The organism is Pseudomonas sp. QTF5, from assembly GCF_000512695.2.
GTDB lineage: Bacteria > Pseudomonadota > Gammaproteobacteria > Pseudomonadales > Pseudomonadaceae > Aquipseudomonas.
In genome coordinates, this window is the sequence record NZ_AZRW02000060.1 from 1 (window position 1) to 21,995 (window position 21,995).

The window sequence follows — 21,995 nt, forward strand, 5'->3', positions numbered from 1 at the left end:
TGGTTGGCATACATGCACCTCTTCAACATGTTATGCCCGAACACAAAATTTATGACAGTCCCGAACATTGTTCCAGGATTAGTCGCCCACGCTGAACTAGACTAAAAGATCCAAAGCACTCTGATAGCAGTGGAGTCTTTATGAAAAAACCCATCCCCCCCTGTCTGGCGACGATGGTCTCGGTATTCTGTCTTTGCGCTTCAGCCGAGACCGTAACGCCACTTAAAGGGCAGTCTCCCGAAATCATTCAGCAGGACATCAGTTCATGTCAGGCTCAGGCCGGCAACACAACCAGCACCAGCACAACGCCTGAATCAGGTGGACGTGTCCGTGGTGCCGCGACTGGCGCAGTGGCCGGTGCGGCAGTTGCCGGAGCCCGCGGTCGTCAGCATGACGAGCTTTATGACAAGGTAGACGACGATGTTAAACAGGAATATCGACAGCACAAGGCCAAGGATGCTGCTGTGGCAGGTGCGGTTGTAGGTGGATCCCGGCAACGTCAGGATCGTCGCCAGGATCGCCGAGCCGAACCGGCGGCCACTGCTTCCGCCTACAGCAGTTGCATGCAGCAACGGGGCTACCAGATAACCCCTTGAAGGGCGGAACGATCAAGACGCTCAAGCTTGCCTGACCATATGGGGGGTGCAATGCGCATTCCATTATTTTACGCGGTGTCAGCTGTACTGTTTTTGAGCGGATTTTCCTGCCTGGCGCAGCCATTGGATGCGACCGCAAACGCTGCCGATACAGCGCCCGTCACCGCAGTGGCCAAAGATGTCGTGTTTACCCAGGAACAGCTGGATCAAATGCTGGCGCCCATTGCGCTTTACCCGGACCCACTGCTGGCACAGGTGCTGATGGCCACCACGTACCCCGGGGAAGTCGTCGAGGCGGTAACCTGGTCTAAAGCTCACCCGGACGCCAAGGGCGATGATGCGGTCAAACAAGTGGCGAGCCAGCCTTGGGATCCGAGCGTGCAGGCGCTGGTCGCCTTCCCTCAGGTCCTGGCAACGCTGGGGCAGGATCCCGTCTGGGTACAACGCTTGGGTGATGCCTTCCTGGCGCAGCCCGACGATGTCATGGGGGGCGTGCAACGCTTGCGTCATCAGGCGCAAGCCGCAGGCAATCTGCAGACCAACCAATATCAGAACGTGACGGTTCAGGCTGTCGCGACACCGGCACCCACGCCCACCGCACCGGCTCCGGTCCCTGCCAGCAGCACCTCCACCATCATCATTCAGCCCTCGGATCCGCAGGTGGTGTACGTACCCAGTTACAACCCGACAACCACCTACGGCACCTGGCCCTATCCTGCTTCGCCTCCCGCGTACTATCCACCGCCACCAGCCTATTACCCCGGTTCGGCATTGATGGCCGGGCTGGCATTTGGCACCGGTGTGGCGATCATCGGTTCGTTGTGGGGTGAATGTGACTGGGGCAATAACGACATCGACATTGACGTCGATCGGTACAACACCATCAATCGCAACAACCAGATCACCCGTAATCAGAACAAATGGCAGCACAACACCGTTCACCGCGATGGCGTTCCCTATCGAGACAGTAAGAGCCGCGAACAGTATGGCCGACAACTGGGCGGTGCCAATCAGCGTGAGGCTTATCGAGGAGACAATGCCCAACGAGCCCAGGCGCGTGAAAAAGCCCGTAGCTCAATGGACAAGCACGGTATCGAACGACCTGCCACCAGCAACCGCGAAGCCCGTGACCGAGCGCGCGAAGCCCAGTCCGGAAACTCGGCCAGCAATCGGATGCAAGCTGGTGCAGACAGGCCGAGGACGTCTGACAGAAGCCAGGGCACTGCCAGAAACACTCGGGAGAGTCAGCAGCCCGCCAGACAGACCGCTCAGGTGAATCAGCGCACCCAGGGTACCTCGCAGACGCACCAAGCTGCGCAAAAACGGCCGTCCGCCAGGACGGACAGTGCCCGCAACAATGTATTCGCCGGCGCGCGCACACCGTCCCAGGCCAACGCACAAACCAATCGTGGCCTGGCCAGCCAGGCATCCGCCCAACGCCCCAGTGCCTCGCGATCGGCCGGCCATCAGATCAGTCGGCCGTCCAGTCCACCAGCGCGTCAAAGGGGGGGCCGTCGTTGAAAAACAATCTTCGAGTGAAGGCACTCATGGGCATGCTCCCTCATGCCCTGGCGATAACTGCCGGCTTGGCGTGGTCGTGCGTTGTCACGGCACAGCAGGCATTTCCAACGCCAGAAAAGGCTGCTCAAGCGTTCGTCGAAGCACTGGGCACTGAACACGCCGATCAGGCCCGCCTGACAGAGTTGCTGGGCAATGAATGGCACAGCTTCATCCCGCTCGAAGGCGTGCAGCGCAGTGATGTGGATGCGTTTTTGAAGCAATACCGCGAGCAACACTCCATTGAACAAACCAGCGACCGCAAGGCGCTCCTGTCGGTCGGCAGTGACCACTGGACACTGCCTATACCCATGGTAAAAGCCGCGAACGGTTGGCGCTTCGACATCAAGGCCGGTAGCGCCGAAGTCCGTGCACGTCGAATTGGCCGCAACGAACTCGCCGCGTTGCAATCAGTGCTGACTTATCACGACGTCCAGATGGACTATGCGTCAGTGGATCGTGACGGTGACGGCGCACTCGCCTATGCGCAGAAAATCTTCAGCACCGCCGGCAAGCACGACGGACTCTATTGGGCGGACGACGACAGCGGTCAGATCAGCCCGTTGGGTCCCTCGTTTGGCAAAACCATTGCCGGCGAAGACTGGCATGGTTACCAGTTCCGTATCCTTGATGGCCAAGGTCCTTCGGCACCTGGCGGCGCCTACAGCTACCTCATCGGTGACAAGATGATCCGTGGCTTTGCACTGATCGCCTGGCCGGCGAAATACGATGACACCGGGGTGATGAGTTTCATGATCAGTCATGAAGGACAGGTGTTCGAGAAAGACTTGGGACCCGGTAGTGACAAGTTGGCGCAGTCGATGAAGCGCTTTGACCCAGACGACAGTTGGAAGGTGGTTACTGTCGATCAAGAGTAGATCTACCTGCGGCACTGCAAGTCCCCTGTGGGAGCGGGCAAGCCCGCTCCCGGGATGTGGGCCTAACCCAAGACTGTGAAATCGCTGGCGTGCAGCGCCTGGACGCCCACCAATTGGATTTCGAACTCGGGGGTGGCCCCGGCGTTGACACTGCCGTAGAGAATGCCATCGGCAAAGCGCAGTTGGCCGGTGGCGTCGGCAGGGTCGAAGGCGTTGCTGCCGATGAAGGTGAAGGCGTCGACAGTGGCGGTCTGCGGGTTGGCGTCCAGGCCGGTGAAATCCAGAAGATCGCCCTCGGTGCTCTTGAAGCCGTTGAGCACATCGCGCAAAGCCCCGACGCCCATCTCCGACAGCGAACCAAACGCGTAAGTATCCGCGCCAGTGCCACCGGCGAGGTTGTCGGTGCCTGCACCGCCGATCAACCGGTCATCGCCCGAACCGCCCACCAGCGTATCGTTGCCCGCACCACCGTTCAGAACGTTCGCGGCGCTGTTGCCCGACAGATTGTCGGCGTAGGCGCTTCCCGTCAGGTTTTCGCAGAATTTCAAGGTGTCGAGCCCGGAACTCACGGTGTTTTGTTGCGCTGACGTCGAGAGGTTTGCGGTAACGCCGGACTGGGCGCGTTCAAAAGACACCGTGTCATTGCCATCGCGCCCGTCCAGCACGTTGTTGCCGGCTCCGGCGAGCAGCGTGTTGTCCTGCGTGTTGCCCGTGCCATTGGCGGCGCCAGTGCTATCGATATACAGATGCTCGACGTTGTTGCTGAGGGTGTAGGCCGTCAAGCTACTGTGCACACTGTCGAGTCCTCCAGCCACCGCATTGCTGTTGGTCTCGATCACGGTGTCATCGGCGTTGTCGACATAGTAGGTGTCATTGCCATCGCCGCCGCTCATGCTGTCGGCCCCTGCGGCACCATCGAGCACGTTATTGGCGGCATTGCCGGTGATGAAGTTGTGCCGCTCATTGCCGGTGCCGTTGATGTCCGACACACCGGTGAGCACCAGGTTTTCGAGATTGGCGCCCAGGGTCCAGCTGACCGAGGCCTGCACCGTATCGATCTGCGAGGTCGAGGTGTTGGTTTCCACCACGCGGTCGAACGCGTTATCGACCACATAGACGTCGTTGCCATTGCCACCGGTCATGGTGTCGGCGCCCAGACGGCCATCCAGCGTGTCGTTGCCCGAACTCCCTACCAGAGTATCCGCCTGGTCGGTACCGGAAATCATGTTCTGAGCATTGTCGAAAATATCCTGCACGCTGTTGTTGTCGTTGGGGTTGCCCTGGAAGCCAAGGTCATTGGCAATGTAGTCGGCCAGGCGCTGGCCGACGATCTCCGCCGACTCCTCGTGCAGGTGCCAGACGTCGTCCGGATACGCCAGCGGATCGACTTCGTAGCGCAAGGGGAGGTCGGTGTAGTCCACCGCCAGCTTGACGTCGGCGCGCTCGGCGGCGATGGCTTCCTGGGCCGCGCGGACATAGCCAGCCCCCTCGACGATGGAGGCAATTTTCTCCTCCGAATAACCACGGGCACGCGCCGCGTCCTGTTCGTAGTGACCGGTTTCCATCATGTATACGTTGAAGTTGCCGAACTGGGCATGCAGGTAATCAAACACCTTCAGGGTCGCGGCCTTGTAGGCCGCTGCTGCCGCTGCTTTGTCCGTGGCGCGGCCGATCTCCTGGGCGGCTTCCTCGCCCTGGCCCCAAACGATGCCCATGGTGACGTTATCGATCGATTGCAGTTCGGTGAGCTGGTCGCGCAGCAGCGTCACGGCGCGCAACAGCGCAGCCCCGGGTTGGTTGGTGTCGGTCAGCCACCAGCACAACTTGAGTTCCTCGGCGCTGAGCGTCGACAGGCCGGTGACCGTGCTGCCGCCCACCGCGATGTCGATGCCGTTGCCATTGGCATCGGTGAACTGGCTGCGCACGTCATAGGGGGTGTAGCGGTCCAGGTCGTTGACCAGCATCGAGGTGCCGGACTGATTGTCGTCCTCAGTCATGCGCAGCAGGCGCGCATTGGATTGGCCGAGGGTGGGCAGGTAGAGAATGTCCTGCTGGACGCTCGCGCCGAACACGAAGTCGCTGGCAGTCAGGGTGTTGAGGTAGTTGCCGTTGAGGGCAATTTCAAAACGATTGCCATCGGCATCCGCTTCGGCGGACTTGATGTAGGTCTTGTCGCCAGCCGCGTTGAGGGTCATGTACAGCGTGCCATTGCTGCCATCGCCGAGACCGACAAAGCCCAGGCCCGATACATCGATCTTGTCGACGCCCGCGGTGAAGTCATAAATCGTGTCGGTGACCGTGATACCACCGGTGTCGTAGTCGCGGTAGCTGTCGAGTACGTTGGTGTAGCGGAAGGTGTCGGCACCGTCGCCGCCGTACAGCGAGTCGCGTCCGGCGCCGCCGTCGACGATGTCCGCGCCGGTGCCGGCCTTGATTGTGTCGTTGCCACCGAGGCCGAGGATCAGATCTGCGCCCGCCGTGCCGTTGAGGGTTTCGGCGTTGTTGGTGCCGGTGATGGTGTTGGCGGGCGCATCGGCCACTACCAGGCCGAAGCTATCGCTGACCGATGCACCGGCCGGGTCCGTGGCTTTGACCAGCACGTTGTAATTGCCGGACGCGGTGCTGGTCGGCGTGCCGGTGAAGGTCAGGCTGGTGGCATTGAAGCTCAGCCACGCGGGCAGGGCAGTGCCATCGCCCAGGGTCGCGGTATAGCTGAGGCTGTCGTTATCCGGATCGGTAAAACTGGTGGCCGGCACCGCGTAGCTGAACGGGGTGTTTTCGGTCGTGTTCTGATCCAGCAACGGCGTGGCCAGCACCGGCGCCTGATTGGTCGGCGATGAGGTGGCGAAGACAAAATTAGCGCTGGTCAGCTTGCCGAGGTAGTTGCCGTCCAGTGCCACTTCGAAGCGGTTACCATTGGCGTCGGCGGTCAGGGTCTTGATGTAAGTCTTGGTGCCGGCACTGTTGAGCACCACGTACACGGTGTTGTTCTTGCCGTCCCCCAAACCGGTGAAACCCACGGCCGAGAGGTCGATCTTGTCGGCGGTGATATCGAAGTCGGTGATCAGGTCGCCAAGGTTGACTCCGCCGGTGTTGTAGTTACGGTAACTATCCAGGCGATTGGAAAACACGAACGTGTCCGCCCCGGCACCACCAGTCAGGGTGTCCATACCGGCACCGCCGTCGAGCTTGTCGTTGCCCGCACCGCCACTGAGGCTGTCGTTACCTGCCAGGCCGAGGAGGGTGTCGGCCGAATCGCTGCCCAACAGCGAGTCGCTGCCGCTGGTGCCGGTGATCACCCGATTAAAGATGAAGTTATTGGCCGTCAGAGTGCTGGTCAGGTTACCCGAGAGGATCAGCTCGAAACGATTGCCACTGGCGTCGGCGTCATAGTCCTTGATGTAAGTGCGGTCGCTGCTGGCGCTGTAGCTGACCTGCAGGGTGCCACCACGGCCATTGCCCAGGCCGGTGAAACCGAGGCCCGCGAGGTCGATCTTGTCCTGGGTGACGTCGAAGTCGGTGATGATGTCATCGAAGCTTGCGGTTGCGTTGCGGTAACTGTCGGACTGAGCGGCGAAACGGAACGTATCGGCGCCGGTACCGCCGGTGAGTTTGTCGATGCCTGCACCACCCACCAGAATGTCGCCACCGGCACCGCCATTGATGGTGTCATTGCCGGCACCACCGTAGAAAATCTCGCTGGCGGCGCTGCCCAGCAGGGTGTCATTGCCAGCCGTGCCTTGCACGGTGGTCATCGGCACCGTGGCGCTGACGTAGCTGCCGTCACCATAGACCAGCGTGGCGCCCTTGCTGGTGTGGCTGATGGTATTGCCGATAATGGCGTTGCGATCAGTGCCGTCTTCGTTGCGTTCGGCGACGCCGTAGGTCGACAGGTCGCTGCCGATGATGATGTTGCCCTGGATCGTGTTATCGCTGCCGTTGAAGTACTTGCCGGACACGCCCAGGGTGTCGTTGTAGGACTGGATGATGATCTCCGGTACGGGGCTGCCCAGGGAATTATTGTTAAGCGTGTTGTCGATGATCTCGACGTGGTTGCTGCCGTAGATGCGGATCCCGGCGCTGGTGTTGTCGTGAATATCGACGCCGCTGACGGTCACCTCGCTGGACATTTTGATCAGCACCCCTTCGGCGCCGTTGCCGTACACCTCGCCACCGGTGATGGTGATGTTGCTGGGGGAGGGAATGTCCTCGCTGCCGCGCTGCACCACGATGCCATTGCCGCCATTGTTGTAGGCAACGTTATTGGTGAGCGTGAAATCGTGGGTGCTGGTGACGACGTTGAAACCGTGGCGGTCGTTGTCGTAGGCGATGTTGTTTTCGAAGGTGCTGTCGCTGAGGAAGTCAGCAACGAAGCCGTCCAGGCCGTTGCCGTGGGACACGCTGTTCTTGATGACCATGTTGACGGTCTGCTCGTGGGGGTCGAAACCGTAGCCGGAGCAATCCTTGATCTCGACGCTGTCGAGGGTAACGTTGGAGTCGTAGCCTGCTTCGCCGGGAATGTAGCCGTTGAACCAACCGTCGATCTTGCCCGTGGTGCTGTCACGGTTGCCATCGATGGTGAGGTTGCTGACGCCGAAGTCGTGGGTTTCCTCGCCATAGGCGGAGCGGATGACTCCCGTGATCTTGGTGTCGGAGCCGTCAGCCACCTTGACGGTGGTTGCTCCCATGCCGTCGCCGTACAGGTATACGTTGCTCTTGAGCATCAGGCAACCGTCGGAGGGTTCCTCACCTCCCGAAACGATATAAGTGCCGGTCGGCATATACACCTGCCCACCGCCTGCAGCGGCCGCCGCATCAATTGCACTTTGTATCGCCGCTGTGTCGTCAGTGATGCCATCTCCTTTGGCGCCAAAATTTTGTACATTGAAAATCATGAGCTTATCTCCGTATCAGGCGAAAACCTCGGCAGATGCCAATATTCCATCGACAGGTACCGTGTTATGACCCAACGGAGCGCAAAAGTTGTGACCGCGTATCGGTGAAGTGTCAAAAAACCGGACTAACTGATTAGCGGTTGTGAGGGATTTTGAGGTATTTCGGAAGAATAACGTTCTGTTGACGCTTGCTTAGGGAGCGAGCGGTGGTCCTGGGGGAGGGGGGGCTCGTGAAGACGGTGGTTCAGGTTCGATCATGGGATGTGCCTCGGCATAGGTATTGAATTCATGCCGAGGTGTTGAAGGAACCTGTCATTGCAGGTTTTCAATGAAGGGGGAGGTTGGGTCCACAGGAAGGCGGGTGAACATCTCAGAACGCGCGAAATCGATCTGGCTCCCTTCGTCACTCGTACCATACTACTTGAACGTATTAATGAGGCCTTCGATCTGATGCATGAGGGCACTTACTGATCGCATCCTGGAGTTCAGGCTCCAGATCCAGTTCCAATACACCCTGATATTGGAGGTTTATCGTGAGCAAATTGAAGCTTCATCCTTCGCTGGACAACGGCATAGAGCCAAGCGCTGCAAACTTCTCTGGCGGCACCCTGCAATGCCTGTGTCCGACTGATAAGGTTGAAATCAGGATTGACGCCCAGACCCTGCACAATCATGCCTGTGGCTGCAGCAAATGCTGGAAGCCCGCAGGTGCGAAATTCGCGGTCGTTGCTGTCGTTCCTCGCGATAAAGTCAGCGTCACCGCGAACGCCGAAAAGCTGGTCATCGTCGACGAGAGCGCGACTATTCAACGACATGCCTGCAAAGAGTGCCATGCACATATGTACGGCCGCATCGAAAATAAAGACCACGCGTTCTATGGCCTGGATTTTGTGCATACCGAGCTATCCCCGCAAAAAGGGTGGGCTGCACCGGGCTTTGCAGCTTTCGTTTCATCGATCATCGAAACCGGCACCCCACCGGAGGACATGAAGGAAATCCGCGGAAAACTGCGCGCGCTCGGTTTGGAACCTTATGATTGCTTGTCGCCAGATCTGATGGACGCATTGGCTACGCAAGTGGCGAAGTTGAATGGTGTTCTTGCATCCCGTTAAACCCCATTTACATGAGCGAGATCACCGGCGGTACGCCCTATGGCGCGACCACCCTGGCAGGCGCCGACGGTAAACGGCAACCGCTGGTGGCTTGGCGATAACCCAGGATTTCCTTCGACGTTCTGTAAACGCTTACCAGAAGTAAGTAGGGCGTTCTGATCGCTCCAAAACTCCTTATGGGCGATGACCGATGTTCATAAGCAGCTGTAACCCTGTATTTTGAGACCCGTCAGCCAGAAACCGCGTTAGAGTGTTCATCAATGTCTGTTCATAAGGGCCCTCCACTCGATTCGCGTAGTCGCGCCAAGCGGTCGCAGCGAACGAACCGGGCAAAAAAAACCGTATATCAATCGTTGTTTGAAGAATGAATCGTCCGCTGTTTGTTTCTCTAGATGGGCCCAAGGGAACCGGCAAAACCACACTGTTGGAGGCCGTTACAAAAGTACTGAGGGCAGACAACAAAAAGGTGATCCGACTTTGCGAGAAAAAAAGCGATCCCTATAGGGGGGAAACAATGGCCCTCGTTAACAAGCTCGTCAGAAATCCCACCCGGGATTTGGAGCTGGGGGTTTGTGAGCGCTTTGCTGATAGCCGTACCTGGATTTCCCAGCACGTGCTGGCTAAACAGCCACCAGGCAGCATCATCTTGATCGATCGCTGGTACCCGTCTGATGCCGCGTTTCGCCGGCTAGTCCCGTTTGCAGAGATTCTACAGTTGAACATTGATCGAAACGTGCGAGTGCCAGACCTGCATGTCGGAGTTGTCACCGCCCCTGATATTTCATGGGCGAGGGCTGCGGCACGAGGGCGTGGGCTGGGCAGTACTGTGATCCATAAGCTGGAAGAACATGTTGCTTGTACCCAGGCGTTCGAGCGAGCGATTGCAGATCACGGCTGGGTTTTATGCCGCAATGAAGGAACGATCGAAGACGCAACGATGCAGGTGATTTCTGAGATCTATAGAGTCCTTCGATGCCCCGTAGGCGAAGTTCGCTGCGCCGGTCTTGATGCGGATAGCCGTAGATATAGATCGTTAGCAGGATCGAAGGGGTGATTTGTCGCCGCAGCGGTAGCCGGCTGATGCTTTGATCTGAGTGCCTGTCAACGAACTCTGAGCCGAAGCTTCCCGGGGGGGGGGGATCATAGATCAGACGGTTCGAGTGTCGTTTGCGGGAGCTGGGGTATTGAGTTGGCTTGAACAGGGATCGGGGATTGTACCGAGGGTGATCTCTGGCTGGCCGAATCGGGCATTTTCTGCTGCGATAATGAAATCGCACATCATCGCCAGCTCGCAGCCTCCGCCCAGCGCATAGCCGGCAACCGCAGCGATGCTCGGCTTGCGAAAGGTGCTCAGGCGTTCCCAGTCAAGGCTGACAAAGTCAGCCTTGTACACATCCATGTAGCTCCAATCCTTCATTAGCTTGATATCTGCACCGGCGGCGAAGGCCTTTTCATTGCCGGTAATAATCACTACGTGAGTTTCGTCATCTGTTTCCAGATGATCGAGCAGACGCGCCAATTCGGCATTCAGTCCGGCTGAGAGCGCATTCAGCACCTCGGGGCGGTTAAGGGTGATCATCGCCACATGGCCATGCTTTTCCAATAAAAGGTATTCCAGTTTCATATATCACCTGCGAGATTCAGGGCCTCGGTTAGACGCCAGCAAAAAAGCTGCTCAATGCTTGGGCTGGCCTGCCGTGGGGGGGGAAACATCGACCAGCACGGGGCAGCGGGTGGCTTCGATGACTCGGGTGCTGACTGAAGGGTCGAAGATGCGGTTGATCCGCGAAAGATGGCGGTGGCCGACGATGATCAAGTCGACCTTCAGCCGGTCGGCTTGCGAAACGATCGAAGAGGCCGGCTCTCCGTCAATGACCACGCCTTCTGCGTCAAGCCCGAGTGACCATAAGTAGTCCAGCGCCTCTTGCATGGCGTTATTGGCTATATGTTGCTCACTGCAGGCCGCGGGATATTCCTGCTCATCTGCAGGCTCGATGTGTCCATTTTCCGAAGGCAGGGTGTATGCACTGTCGACGGAAAGCAGGACGTAGAGTCGAGAGGCACCCAGCTTGGAATACTGTGCGGCCAGATCCAGGACCGATCGGCTCTGGGGCGAACCATCAATAGCAACGAGTAAGGAGCGAAGCATGGCTGTTCCAACCGGGAGTCAACGGAAAGCAGGTATTCTTGGAAAACCGTACGTTTAGATAAATGGTTCGTCGCGCACTTAATAGTTGCATACGGCGCAGGCTTCGCGCCCATTGGTGTTTGGTCAGAAACTGCTAGGATTGCGCCAGGATTAATTGATTTTCACAAGGAGTGTTTGTTGTGCATCTTCCAGATATGAATCTGCTGGTGGCCCTGGATGCGCTGCTGGACGAGGGCAGTGTGGTCGGTGCCGCCCGGCGCATGAGCCTGAGTCCCGCGGCCATGAGCCGGACCTTGACCCGGATACGTAGCGCAGTCGGTGACCCGATTCTGGTGCGCGCCGGGCGTGGCCTGGTGCCGACACCCAAGGCGCTGGCATTACGGGTTCAGGTGCGCAGCTTGGTCGAGCAAGCGGCGCAGGTGTTCCTTTCGGGTGATGAGGTCGATCTGACGACGCTGGAACGCTGCTACAACTTGCGGGCGAATGACGTATTTGTCGCGGCCTTTGGTGCGCAGCTGCTGGAAATCATGCGCAAAAAGGCCCCACGTACCGTGCTGCGCTTCGTGCCGGAAGGCGAGGGTGAGGATGACGCGTTGCGCGAAGGGCGGATCGATCTTTATATCAGTGCGACGCGCAATCTTGGGCCGGAAATCAAAGTCCAGAGCCTGTTCACCACGACCTTTGTCGGCCTGGCCCGGGTGGATCACCCAATATTTCAGGAAGAAATCACTCCCAAACGTTTCGCCTCCTATGCGCAGGTCAGCGTGTCGCGACGCGGGCGTGCAACCGGGCCGATCGATACCGCTTTGGCCGGGATGGGCTTGCAGCGGCGTGTCGCGTTGATCACTCCTAGCTTTCACTCGGCGATGTTCGCCTTGCCCGATTCCGACCTGTTGCTGCCGCTGCCGGAGCATGTGTTGTGGAGCGTCTCGCGGCTGGGATTGCCGTTGCGTTCGTTCCGTATCCCTATGGCATTGGAGACGGTGGTGATCATGCAGGCCTGGCATCCACGCTTTGATAACGACTCGGCCCATCGCTGGCTGCGTCAGACGTTGAAAGAGAGCTGCGCCAAGTACTCCTCGCCACGGGTTTGAAGCAGCTTGCGCTTCCAGGATCGCCCCAAGCCCTTTCGGGCCGGGCACGACCCCGGCTTATCGCAGCCTGCGGCAGCCGCTACGCCAACCGAGGATGTTTTCCAGGTAGCCCCCAATTCCTGTAAGCAGCTGCCGAAGGGCAATTTGGAGCTGGATAGTTTCTGTGGATTAATACGTGCGCTGAGTGCAGCTTAAAGCTTCCCATATGTCAGTTTTCGGAACTATTGCGTCTTCATAAACTATCCAGGTAAATCCTTTACTTGGAGTCATGACGCAATGTGTCTTGTGTTGTTTTCTATCTTTAGGGGCGCTAGCCGACGGGTGACCCCGTGAGTTCGCTCGCAGCCTCTGCTGTTATGGCCCCGGCGCTGGAGATGGTGAAACCCGCACCGGCCGCGCCAGTGTTTGGCCTGCGTATTGTGATCGGGCTGGTTGGGGTGCTGATTGCCGTATTGGTGGCCGGTCTCAACGAGATGGTCGGCAAAGTGGCCATGCCTGACATTCGTGGCGCGCTGTATATCGGCGCGGATGAAGGTACTTGGTTGATCGCCACTTACGCTGCCACCTCAGTCTCGGCCATGGCATTTGCGCCCTGGTGTTCGGTCACCTTCTCTCTGCGTCGCTTCACTCTCAGCGCAATCGGTGCGTTTACCGTGCTTGGGATTCTCTGCCCGTTCGCTCCGAACCTCGAAAGCCTGATGGTGTTACGAACTTTGCAGGGGCTGGCCGGGGGCAGTCTGCCGCCGATGTTGATGACCGTCGCGCTGCGTTTCCTCCCGCCCGGCGTCAAGCTTTACGGGCTGGCAAGTTATGCGTTGACTGCCACCTTCGGCCCGAGCCTGGGGACTCCGTTGGCCGCGTTGTGGACCGAATACGTCGGTTGGCAATGGGCGTTCTGGCAGATTGTCCCACCCTGCTTGTTGGCGATGGTCGCAGTTGCATATGGCTTGCCGCAGGACCCGATGCGCTTTGAGCGCTTCAAACAGTTTGACTGGCGTGGCCTGTTGCTCGGTTTTCCGGCAATTTGTGCGCTGGTGATCGGTCTGTCCCTGGGCAATCGTCTGGACTGGTTCGAGTCCACGCTGATTTGCTGGCTGCTTGGTGGCGGTATGGTGTTGTTGGTGTTGTTCTTTATTAATGAATGGTCGCACCCGCTGCCGTTCTTCAAATTGCAGATGCTGACCAACCTGAACCTGTCGCACTCGTTGCTAACCCTCGGCGGGGTACTGATCGTATTGCTGGCGGTGATTATCATCCCTTCCAGCTACTTGTCTCAGGTGCAGGGTTATCGCCCGGTACAAACTGCGCCCGTATTGCTGATGGTGGCCTTGCCGCAGTTGCTGGCGTTACCGCTGGTGGCGGCCTTGTGCAACATCCGTCGGGTCGATTGCCGATGGGTTCTGGCTGTCGGTCTTGGATTGCTGGCGCTGGCCTGTGCTGGCGGCACGCAAATCACTTCCGAGTGGATTCGTGACAACTTCTACATCTTGCAGCTGTTCCAGGTGTTTGGTCAGCCGATGGCGGTGATTCCGTTGCTGATGCTCGCTACCGGTGGCCTGGCGCCGCAAGACGGCCCGTTCGCTTCCGCCTGGTTCAACACCGTCAAAGGTTTTTCGGCGGTCCTTGCTACCGGCGTGCTGGATGTGCTGACCACGGCGCGGCTGCATTTCCACTCAACCATGCTGGTCGATCGCCTGGGCAACTCGCCTCTGGCAGACAGCGACTCTGTAGGGCTTGCCTATCGCATCCACGAACAGGCGGTCGTACTGACGTCTTCGGACTTGTACTACTGCATGGCGCTGCTGGCACTGGCCTTGATTCTGTTGATCCCGTTGATGCCTTCCCGGATCTATCCACCTCGTGCGGTGGCATAGCGCTCCATTCAGAGAGAAAATCGTTATGACTACGAGTAAAAATCAGAAAATCGCCTTGTACACGGTTGCCTTGGTTGCTCTTGGCGGGGTCGTCTTCCTGGCAGCGCCGCGCCTGTTTGGTTCCGGCTCGCTGCAAACCACTAACGATGCGTTTATCACGGCGGACTACACGTTGGTAGCGCCGAAGGTTTCGGGCTTTATCAGTCAGGTGCTGGTGGAGGACAACCAGCCAGTGAAGGCTGGTCAATTGCTGGTGGTAATCGATGATCGTGACTATCAGGCTGCGCTCCAGGCGGCCGAGGCACAGTCACTGGTTTCGCAGGCGCAATTTCAAAACGCGCAAGCCACGCTGGAACGCCAGTCGTCATTGATCGCTCAGGCGCAGGCCATGGTGGCTGCCGACAAGGCTGAGCACGCATTCGCGGAGCACGAGCTGACGCGCTACAACCATCTCGCAGGCCAGGGCGCCGGTACCGTGCAAAATGCTCAGCAGGCCCGCAGCCGGGTGGATCAAGCCAGCGCCCGCTTGGCCAACTCGACCGCTGCCTTGGCCGCTTCGCATAAGCAGGTGGATATCCTCAAGGCCCAGCTCGACAGTGCCGAAGGAGGCCATAAACATGCGTTGGCATCTTTGGAGCGGGCCCGTTTTGATCTGTCTTACACTCGTCTCGTGGCACCAATGGATGGTGTCGTCGGTGAACGTGCTGCGCGTGTCGGGGCCTATGTCAATCCCGGCGCGAAGATCATGGCGATTGTTCCTCTGGATCGGGCCTATGTGGTTGGCAACTTCCAGGAAACCCAGTTGACGCATGTGCAGCCAGGACAGCCCGTGAAGATCCGCGTCGACACCTTTAGTGGCGAGAGCCTCACCGGTCGGGTCGATAGTATTGCGCCGGCGACCGGGGTGACCTTTGCTTCGGTCAAACCGGACAATGCGACGGGCAACTTCACCAAAGTCGTGCAGCGGATACCAGTGAAGATTGCGCTGGATGCCGATCAACCATTGGCGAACCGCCTGCGTGTGGGCATGTCGGTGGAAGCCAGTATCGAGACGCAGGACCCGCAGGGCAACGACGCACGTAAAGAGGTCACCCTTCGATGAGTCGGACTTTCCCTGTTCAGCCATTATTGTTGTCGAGCGTGTTGATGCTCTCGGCTTGCAGCGTTGGTCCGGACTTTCAGAAGCCTCAGGGGCCAGGCAACGCAAAGTGGTCCGTGCTGCAAGGCCAGGCTGCCGCCAGTCGCCCAGAGGCTTCGCCGGTGGAAGAACGCTGGTGGGACCTTTTTCACGACACGCAGTTGTCTGCCCTGGCTCGCCGTGTTGTCACCAGCAGCCTCGATATAAAAATCGCCAGTGCTCGTCTGCAGCAAAGTCGAGCGGCGCGCCAGACCATCGCCGCCGATCAATATCCGAGCCTTGATGCCGGTGTCGGCTATGAGCGGGCACGCAATAGTAGCAAGGGCCTGAACGATCCTTCGGGCAAGGGCGGCAAGTCTGCCTTCAATCTCTGGGAGGGCGATTTCACCGCTGCCTGGGAGCTAGACTTGTGGGGTCGGGTGCAGCGCGAAGTGGAAGCGGCCGATGCATCGGTCGAGGTGGCTGAGAACGACCGGCGCATGGTCCTACTGTCGATTCTGGCTGAGACCGCTCGCGATTACATTCAGCTGCGCGGCGTGCAGAGTACGCTCGCGGTCACTCGCGAGAACCTTGATGTTTCCCGGCACAGCCTAAAGCTGTCGCAGATGCGTTTGGCTGATGGCATCGCGACCAATCTGGATGTGGCAGAAGCCGCTGCGCAGGTCGCGGCAGTCGAAGCACGCTTACCGTCGCTCGAACAGCGTCAGGCACAGTTGATCAATGCTTTGAGCCTGCTGTTGGCCGAGCCACCAAGAGCCTTGCAGGCCGAACTGGAACGACCGGCGCAAGTACCGCAAACCCCACAACACTTCGCAATTGGCTTGCCGTCGGAGCTGGCCGAGCGGCGTCCGGATATTCGTCAGGCCGAAGCCCGCCTACATGCCGCGACGGCTGGGATCGGAGTGGCCAAGGGTGATTTCTATCCGCGCATTCGTCTGTCCGGCAACGTTGGTTTCCAGTCGATGCAGCTATCGGATTTCGGGTCCTGGGGCTCGCGTCAATTTGCTATCGGCCCACAGTTGAGCCTGCCGATTTTCGAGGGTGGACGTTTGCGTGGGATGGTCAAGTTGCGCGAGGCGCAGCAACAGGAAGCGGCGCTCGATTACCAACAGGTGGTGCTGCGGGCCTGGCATGAAATTGATGATGTGCTGACCTTGTACAACGCCAGCCAACTTCGACGTGACCGACTGGCCGAAGCGGTGCGGCAGAACCGGATTGCGCTGGAAACTGCGCAAAGCCAGTACGTCGAAGGGGCGGTGGATTTTCTCAACGTGCTGACGGTTCAGAGCGCCTTGTTGGCGAATCAGGAACAACTGGTGGAAAGCTCGACCACGGTCTCGTTGGCCATGGTTGGGCTATATAAATCATTAGGAGGCGGCTGGCAGTCGATTTATCCGCTGGCAACGGCTGATGCCGGTACCACTGATTGAGGCGGCTTTTCGAATCAATTACGGCGGACCTTGAGTCCGCCTTTTGTGTCGTTACATCATCCATCGGAGAAAGTAAGCATGAACATATCGTTGCACGGAAAGCGCGCGATCGTCAGTGGTTCCACGGCCGGTATTGGTCTGGCTATTGCTTTCGGTCTGGCCGAGGCGGGTGCTGAAGTGGTCATCAACGGGCGCAGCGAGGAGAGGGTGCGCAAGGCTATCGAGCACATTCTGAGCCGACTGCCGGGTGCTCGGCTGATCGGTCTTGCAGCCGATCTGGGAACCGTGGAAGGCGCGCAGGAACTGTTCTCCAAAATCTTGAATGTCGACATCCTGGTGAACAACCTGGGGATCTTCGAGCCCAGGGGTTTCTTTGATATTACCGATGCCGACTGGCAGCGTTTTTTCGACGTCAACGTGATGAGCGCAGTGCGTCTGTCACGTCACTATGCGCCGGCCATGGCTGAACGTGGCTGGGGTCGGGTGTTGTTCCTGTCCAGTGAATCGGCGTTGCAGATTCCGGCTGAAATGGTCCATTACGGCACCACCAAAACCGCGCTGCTGGCAATCTCTCGTGGTCTGGCGGAAACGCTGGCCGGCACCGGTGTGACGGTCAACGCGGTACTGCCGGGGCCAACGCGTTCTGAAGGTGTCGGCGGTTTCTTCGCGCAAATGGCCGAAGAACAAGGCGTGCCGTCTGAGCAGCTGGAGAAGAGTTTCATCGCGCAACATCGCGCAAGCTCGCTGATCAAGCGTTTGGCGACGACTGAAGAAGTGGCGAATCTGGTGGTCTATCTGGCGTCGCTTCAAGCCAGCGCAACCACCGGTGCGGCGATGCGTGTCGATGGTGGCGTGGTTCGTTCCATCGCCTGATGCAAAGGGTGACCGTTGAAGGTCACTGGAGACAAGAAGGCATGGGCGGTGATCACCGCCGATGCCTTTGGTTCAGACTGCCATCGACAACGTTTCGGTCGCTTTGGGACTGGGACCGAAATCGAAATCGGCAAACATTTTCGCGAAATGCTTGAGCGACTCTGGGGCATCCATCCGCGCCATCATCACTTCGATAAACACCAGCTCGTTGGCTGTCGCCGCCTGTTCGACAGCGGCCTCCAATTGATCTTCGGTGTGCACGATCAGCCGTCGAGAGCGATTGCGCGTGTCCAGTACATACGGCAGATCGGCGTAACGCCAGCGGTTGACGTCGTTGTAGCTGGAGTTCTCGCCGAGTATCAGGCGCTCGATGGTATAGCCGTCGTTGTTGATCAGGAAAATAATCGGCTTGAGGTCGCGACGCAGAATCGATGACAACTCCTGCACGGTCATCTGGATCGAACCGTCGCCGATGAACAGCATCTGCCGGCGTTGCGGTTGGGCCACCAGCGAGCCGAGCAGGGCTGGCAGAGTGAAACCGATAGCACCCCAGATCGGCTGGGAAATGAAGGTGACATCTTCCGGCAGGCTCAAACTGTTGAGACCGGCTGAAGAAGTGCCACTTTCAGCGATGATCAGATCGCCCGGTTTTATGAAGTGACTGATGCGTTGCCAGAAGCGCAGTTGGCTCAACTTGGCATCCGGTTGTGGCTCGAACGGCGTAACTGAACGTTGCTCGCGCAACTCGCGTATCGGCCAGGCCTGGATGCGCTTCGTGGCCAGCTGAAGAACGCCCGCCAGCACCTGGCGCACCGATACGGCGGTATAGTGAACACGGTTGAGGGATACGGCATAGGGCTGCAGCTGAATCAACGAGCCGGCTCTGAATTTTTGCGAAAACAGACCCGTGCTCGTGTCGGTAAATCGAGCGCCGATGCTGATCACGCAGTCTGAGTTTTCAATCGCTTCACGTATGCTCGGAGCCGAACCAGCGCCGACGTAGGTCCCGAGAAACAGAGGATGCGATTCCGGCAGCATGGCCTTGGCTGGGGCCATGGTTGCAAACGGCACATTCAGCGTTTCAGCCAGGCTCTGCACCAGGCCGGTCAAACCAAAACGCGAGACATCTGCATCCACCAGTAGCGTCGGCGTGCTGGCGTGTGAAAGGCGCTGGACGATCTGCTCAACCACATCCTTTAGTTGGTTCGGATCACTGCGGGTTTCGGTCAACTGCAATGGACGCTCAGGCACTTCGATCTGTAGCGTGGCGAGGTCAGACGGTAGCTGTAGATAAACCGGTCGTCGCTCTCGATAACAGGTCAGCAACACCCGGTCGATTTCTGCTGCAGCGTTTTCCACCGTGATGCGGGCTTGCGCCACTGTGAACTCGCGCACGGTGATCATCACGTTGTCGTAGTTGCCGTCGACCAGTGTGTGGTGCAACAACGCGCGGTCGAGAATCGCATGCAGGGGCGGCATGCCGGAGATCAGAATAACCGGTACGCGTTCGGCATAGGCGCCGGCGATGCCATTCAGCGCACTCAGGTCGCCGACTCCATAGGTGGTCAATACGCTGCCAAAACCCTGGGTCCGGGCATAGCCGTCCGCGGCATAGGCTGCGTTGAGTTCATTGCAATTGCCGATGAACTCGATTTCGTTCGAGTACTCGACCTGTTCGAGGAATGCCAGGTTGTAATCCCCGGGTACGCCGAAAAGATGACGAATGCCGAATTCGCGCAAGCGTCGCAATAAAAAATCACCAATAGTCATGTCCATGATTCGTTTTTCCTCAGAGTTCCTTGATGAGTCGAGTCTTCTCTGCGCAAAAGGCAGTTCAAAGGCGGCTTAGTCAGGCAGGTACCAGAAAAGGGCGGTGCTAAAGATGCTGCAACGGCGGAGCAGCTTTCTTATTGTGGGGTTTCAAAGTTGATCGAAATCCAGCACCACTCGATCAGAAAGGGGAAAGCATTGGCATGAGAGAACGAAGCCTGCTTCGATCTCGTAATCTTCAAGGGCGAAGTTGCTGTCCATCTCCACTTCACCTTCGACCAACCTGGCCTTGCAGGTCGAACAGACCCCGGCCTTACAGGCGTAGGGCAGTTCTGCGCCGTTCTGGTTGCCGGCGTCGAGAATGCTCAGGGTGTTGCGCGGCAGCTCGAAGGCCAGGCTGTTGCCATCGCTGATCACAGTGACCAGGCTGGTTCTGGCGGTGTCTGTCGGGGCGGCCTCGCGACCGGCCTGTTTGCGGCCGGCGGACGGGCTGGCGAACAGTTCGCAGTGCACCCGTGCGGGGTCAAGCTGGTGCTCGATCAAAGCTTGACGAACCTCAATGGTCATCGCATGCGGGCCGCAGATAAACGCATGATCCAACGCTGCGACGTCGATCCAGCGAGTGAAGAATTGCCGGCATTTTTGCCCATCCAGGCGACCGTTATAGAGGTCGACATCCTGGCGCTCGCGGCTCATCACGAAGATCAGCTTCAAGCGTTCCAGATAGCGGTCTTTCAGGTCCCCCAGCTGCTCGCGAAACAGTGTCCCGGAACTGGAGCGATTGCCATAGAGCAAGGTGAACTGGCTATGCGGTTCCTGCTCGAGCGTGGTCTTGATAATCGACAGCAAAGGCGTGATGCCACTGCCGGCTGCGACGCCCAGATAGCGGCCGTGACGTTGCGCGTCCAGCTCGACAAAAAAATTGCCGCTTGGCGCCATGACGTCCAAATAATCGCCGACGACCAGCGTTTGATTGGCGAACTCGGAGAAGCGCCCGCCGCTGACTTGCTTGACCGCCACCCGCAGCTCGTTTTCATGTGGAGCGCTGCAAATCGAGTAGGAGCGGCGGATCTCTTCGCCATCCAGTTGCGTGCGCAGTACGAGGTACTGGCCCTGCTGAAACTGGAAGGTTTCGCGCAATGCTCCGGGCACATTGAAGAGAATCGAAACCGCATCGCGGGTTTCGCGCCGAATGTCCCGGACCTCCAGTGGGTGAAAGGTATTCATGGATTTCTCCTGAGTCAGCTACAGACTCAAATGCACTTGAAGTAGTCGAAGGGCTCTTTGCAACGGCGGCACCGGTACAACGCCTTGCAGGCGGTCGAGCCAAACTCGCTGACGGTTTCGGTATCGAGACTCGCGCATTGCGGGCAGGGCACCGGGCCGGATTTTTCCTGTGGCGGGGCGATGCCGTAGTCCAGCAGGCGTTGCCGGCCCAGGTCGGTGATCCATTGCGAGCTCCAGGCTGGCGCCAGTCGCTGTTCCAGATAGGGCGTGGCATAGCCTGCGCATTCCAGCGCCTGGCGCACACGTTGCTTGATCATTTCGGTCGCCGGACAGCCAGAATAGGTGGGTGTCAGCACTACCTTCAGCCGGCCGTCCTGGAACAGGATGTCGCGCACGATGCCCAGGTCGACCAGGCTGACCACCGGCACTTCCGGGTCCATCACCTGTGCCATGAGTGACCAGGCGTTTGGCAGGTCCTCGGCGTTCGCCCGACGACCACACCAGTCGGACGCGATCAGCTCACCAGCGTGCATCTGGGTAAGCTCGTGGTAGAGACTGCATGGTCGCCAAAAGCGGGCCGAGGTTTTCCGTGTGCCGTCCCTCAATGCCACTCAAGTAGAAGTAGCGGGCATCGAACAACATCTCGTGGCCTTGGCTGGGATACGCCACCAACCAAAATGCGCGACTGGCGCACAGCTTCATGTGGGAGACCTGGATGCGTCGAAACAGGCCGCCGATCAGCAGGCCTTCTTCGCTCCAGTCAAATTGAAAAGCCTCACCCAGCGCGAACGTCAGCGGTACAAAGGCCCGTAAAGACTTGCCTTGCTCACCGCGCCACGAGCGTATGAAGGCGGTGAGCTGGGTGTAGCCGCCGTCGTAACCCTCGGCCGTGATCAGCTCAAGGAGTGCTTTGGCGCTTCTGCGGTTGTGCTTTGCCCGAAACGAATCGGCCTTGAGCGCCTGCTCCAGCGTCTGGTGAAACGGACTGAGTTTGTTGAAGGTTGCGCACCGCTGGTACGCCGGCTGAGTGGCTTCGGGCGCTCTGACCCATTTCCGGATGGTGTTTCTCGACAGCCCGGTACGCTTGGCTATCTGCTGCAGCGACAGCTTGTCGCGAAAATACATGCGCCGAATGTTTCCCATCATTTCCATGCTGATCACCCTGTGTTCTCCTGCCCGGAAATTGAGCAGAAGCAGTTGAACACCTGGGTCAGTTTTCAGTCGGCAGAACAGCCTTTACTGGGTCAGTTTTCGGTCAGCGGCAACACTCCTTGAGCAGGCTTTTGAGTTGTCTCAGCCGCATTGACCTGTGATTGTGATTGATCTCGGTCGCAGGCTACCCCCCGGTGTCAGGATAGTTGTCGCCTCTCCGATTTTTCCTGAAAAAGCATATCGGGGGCGG

General features: G+C 58.6%; 15 protein-coding genes and 3 pseudogenes. 11 read left to right on the forward strand and 7 right to left on the reverse strand.

Going from position 1 to position 21,995, the window contains the following annotated elements:
- Positions 1–140 precede the first annotated feature (140 nt).
- From IC37_RS27695 to IC37_RS27705, 3 genes are read left to right on the forward strand one after another with little or no spacing between them, the layout of a single operon-like run.
- The gene (locus IC37_RS27695; protein ID WP_081729324.1) at positions 141–596 is read left to right on the forward strand and encodes a YMGG-like glycine zipper-containing protein; all 456 of its coding nucleotides are present in this window, start codon (positions 141–143) and stop codon (positions 594–596) included.
- Between the two features lie 51 nt (positions 597–647).
- Positions 648–2,117 carry a DUF3300 domain-containing protein gene (locus tag IC37_RS27700; protein ID WP_095920395.1) on the forward strand — a complete coding sequence of 490 codons (1,470 nt, stop codon included), beginning with the start codon at positions 648–650 and terminating at the stop codon, positions 2,115–2,117.
- A 26-nt stretch (positions 2,118–2,143) separates the two neighbouring features.
- Entirely contained in the window at positions 2,144–3,031 is an 888-nt protein-coding gene (locus tag IC37_RS27705) for a DUF2950 domain-containing protein (RefSeq protein ID WP_030129909.1), read from the forward strand.
- A 62-nt stretch (positions 3,032–3,093) separates the two neighbouring features.
- Here IC37_RS27705 and IC37_RS27710 read toward each other — a convergent pair whose 3' ends face one another.
- On the reverse strand, positions 3,094–7,926 hold the full coding sequence (locus tag IC37_RS27710; protein ID WP_030129910.1) for a M10 family metallopeptidase C-terminal domain-containing protein: 4,833 nt from the start codon (positions 7,924–7,926) through the stop codon (positions 3,094–3,096).
- 533 nt (positions 7,927–8,459) lie between these two features.
- Here IC37_RS27710 and gfa point away from each other — a divergent pair.
- From gfa to IC37_RS27720, 3 genes and pseudogenes are all read left to right on the forward strand, one after another.
- Complete coding sequence (gene gfa, locus IC37_RS27715; protein WP_030129911.1) at positions 8,460–9,038, forward strand: S-(hydroxymethyl)glutathione synthase; 579 nt, start codon at positions 8,460–8,462, stop codon at positions 9,036–9,038.
- A gap of 11 nt (positions 9,039–9,049) precedes the next feature.
- A pseudogene (locus tag IC37_RS31090) lies at positions 9,050–9,121 on the forward strand (NAD(P)H:quinone oxidoreductase); the annotation flags it as partial.
- 281 nt (positions 9,122–9,402) lie between these two features.
- Entirely contained in the window at positions 9,403–10,092 is a 690-nt protein-coding gene (locus tag IC37_RS27720; RefSeq protein WP_256580796.1) for a dTMP kinase, read from the forward strand.
- Positions 10,093–10,227: 135 nt separating this feature from the next.
- Here the strand turns inward: IC37_RS27720 and IC37_RS27725 are convergent.
- Positions 10,228–10,662, reverse strand: a pseudogene (locus IC37_RS27725) (enoyl-CoA hydratase-related protein); the annotation flags it as partial.
- 51 nt (positions 10,663–10,713) lie between these two features.
- On the reverse strand, positions 10,714–11,187 hold the full coding sequence (locus IC37_RS27730; RefSeq protein WP_030129914.1) for a universal stress protein: 474 nt from the start codon (positions 11,185–11,187) through the stop codon (positions 10,714–10,716).
- 179 nt (positions 11,188–11,366) lie between these two features.
- Here IC37_RS27730 and IC37_RS27735 point away from each other — a divergent pair, with 179 nt between their 5' ends.
- The 5 genes from IC37_RS27735 (at position 11,367) to IC37_RS27755 (ending at position 17,596) form a co-directional block, all read left to right on the forward strand.
- Positions 11,367–12,281 (forward strand): LysR family transcriptional regulator, encoded by a 915-nt coding sequence (locus IC37_RS27735; RefSeq protein WP_030129915.1) that lies wholly within the window; start codon positions 11,367–11,369, stop codon positions 12,279–12,281.
- 329 nt (positions 12,282–12,610) lie between these two features.
- Positions 12,611–14,155, forward strand: a complete 1,545-nt coding sequence (locus IC37_RS27740) for an MFS transporter (protein WP_030129916.1) — start codon at positions 12,611–12,613, stop codon at positions 14,153–14,155.
- Positions 14,156–14,180: 25 nt separating this feature from the next.
- Positions 14,181–15,257 carry an HlyD family secretion protein gene (locus IC37_RS27745; protein ID WP_030129917.1) on the forward strand — a complete coding sequence of 359 codons (1,077 nt, stop codon included), beginning with the start codon at positions 14,181–14,183 and terminating at the stop codon, positions 15,255–15,257.
- Positions 15,254–16,723 carry an efflux transporter outer membrane subunit gene (locus IC37_RS27750; RefSeq protein WP_033864888.1) on the forward strand — a complete coding sequence of 490 codons (1,470 nt, stop codon included), beginning with the start codon at positions 15,254–15,256 and terminating at the stop codon, positions 16,721–16,723. Before IC37_RS27745 ends, IC37_RS27750 begins: the two co-directional genes overlap by 4 nt.
- Before the next feature lie 78 nt (positions 16,724–16,801).
- Entirely contained in the window at positions 16,802–17,596 is a 795-nt protein-coding gene (locus IC37_RS27755) for an SDR family NAD(P)-dependent oxidoreductase (RefSeq protein ID WP_030129919.1), read from the forward strand.
- Between the two features lie 72 nt (positions 17,597–17,668).
- Here IC37_RS27755 and IC37_RS27760 read toward each other — a convergent pair whose 3' ends face one another.
- The 4 genes and pseudogenes from IC37_RS27760 to IC37_RS27775 form a co-directional block, all read right to left on the reverse strand.
- Positions 17,669–19,372 (reverse strand): alpha-keto acid decarboxylase family protein, encoded by a 1,704-nt coding sequence (locus IC37_RS27760; protein WP_030129920.1) that lies wholly within the window; start codon positions 19,370–19,372, stop codon positions 17,669–17,671.
- Positions 19,373–19,516: 144 nt separating this feature from the next.
- A complete protein-coding gene (gene paaE / locus IC37_RS27765; protein WP_030129921.1) occupies positions 19,517–20,593 on the reverse strand; it encodes a 1,2-phenylacetyl-CoA epoxidase subunit PaaE in 1,077 nt (358 codons plus the stop codon).
- Between the two features lie 26 nt (positions 20,594–20,619).
- Entirely contained in the window at positions 20,620–21,126 is a 507-nt protein-coding gene (paaD, locus tag IC37_RS27770; protein WP_030129922.1) for a 1,2-phenylacetyl-CoA epoxidase subunit PaaD, read from the reverse strand.
- 37 nt (positions 21,127–21,163) lie between these two features.
- Positions 21,164–21,745, reverse strand: a pseudogene (locus IC37_RS27775) (IS21 family transposase); the annotation flags it as partial.
- Between the last annotated feature and the right edge of the window lie 250 nt (positions 21,746–21,995).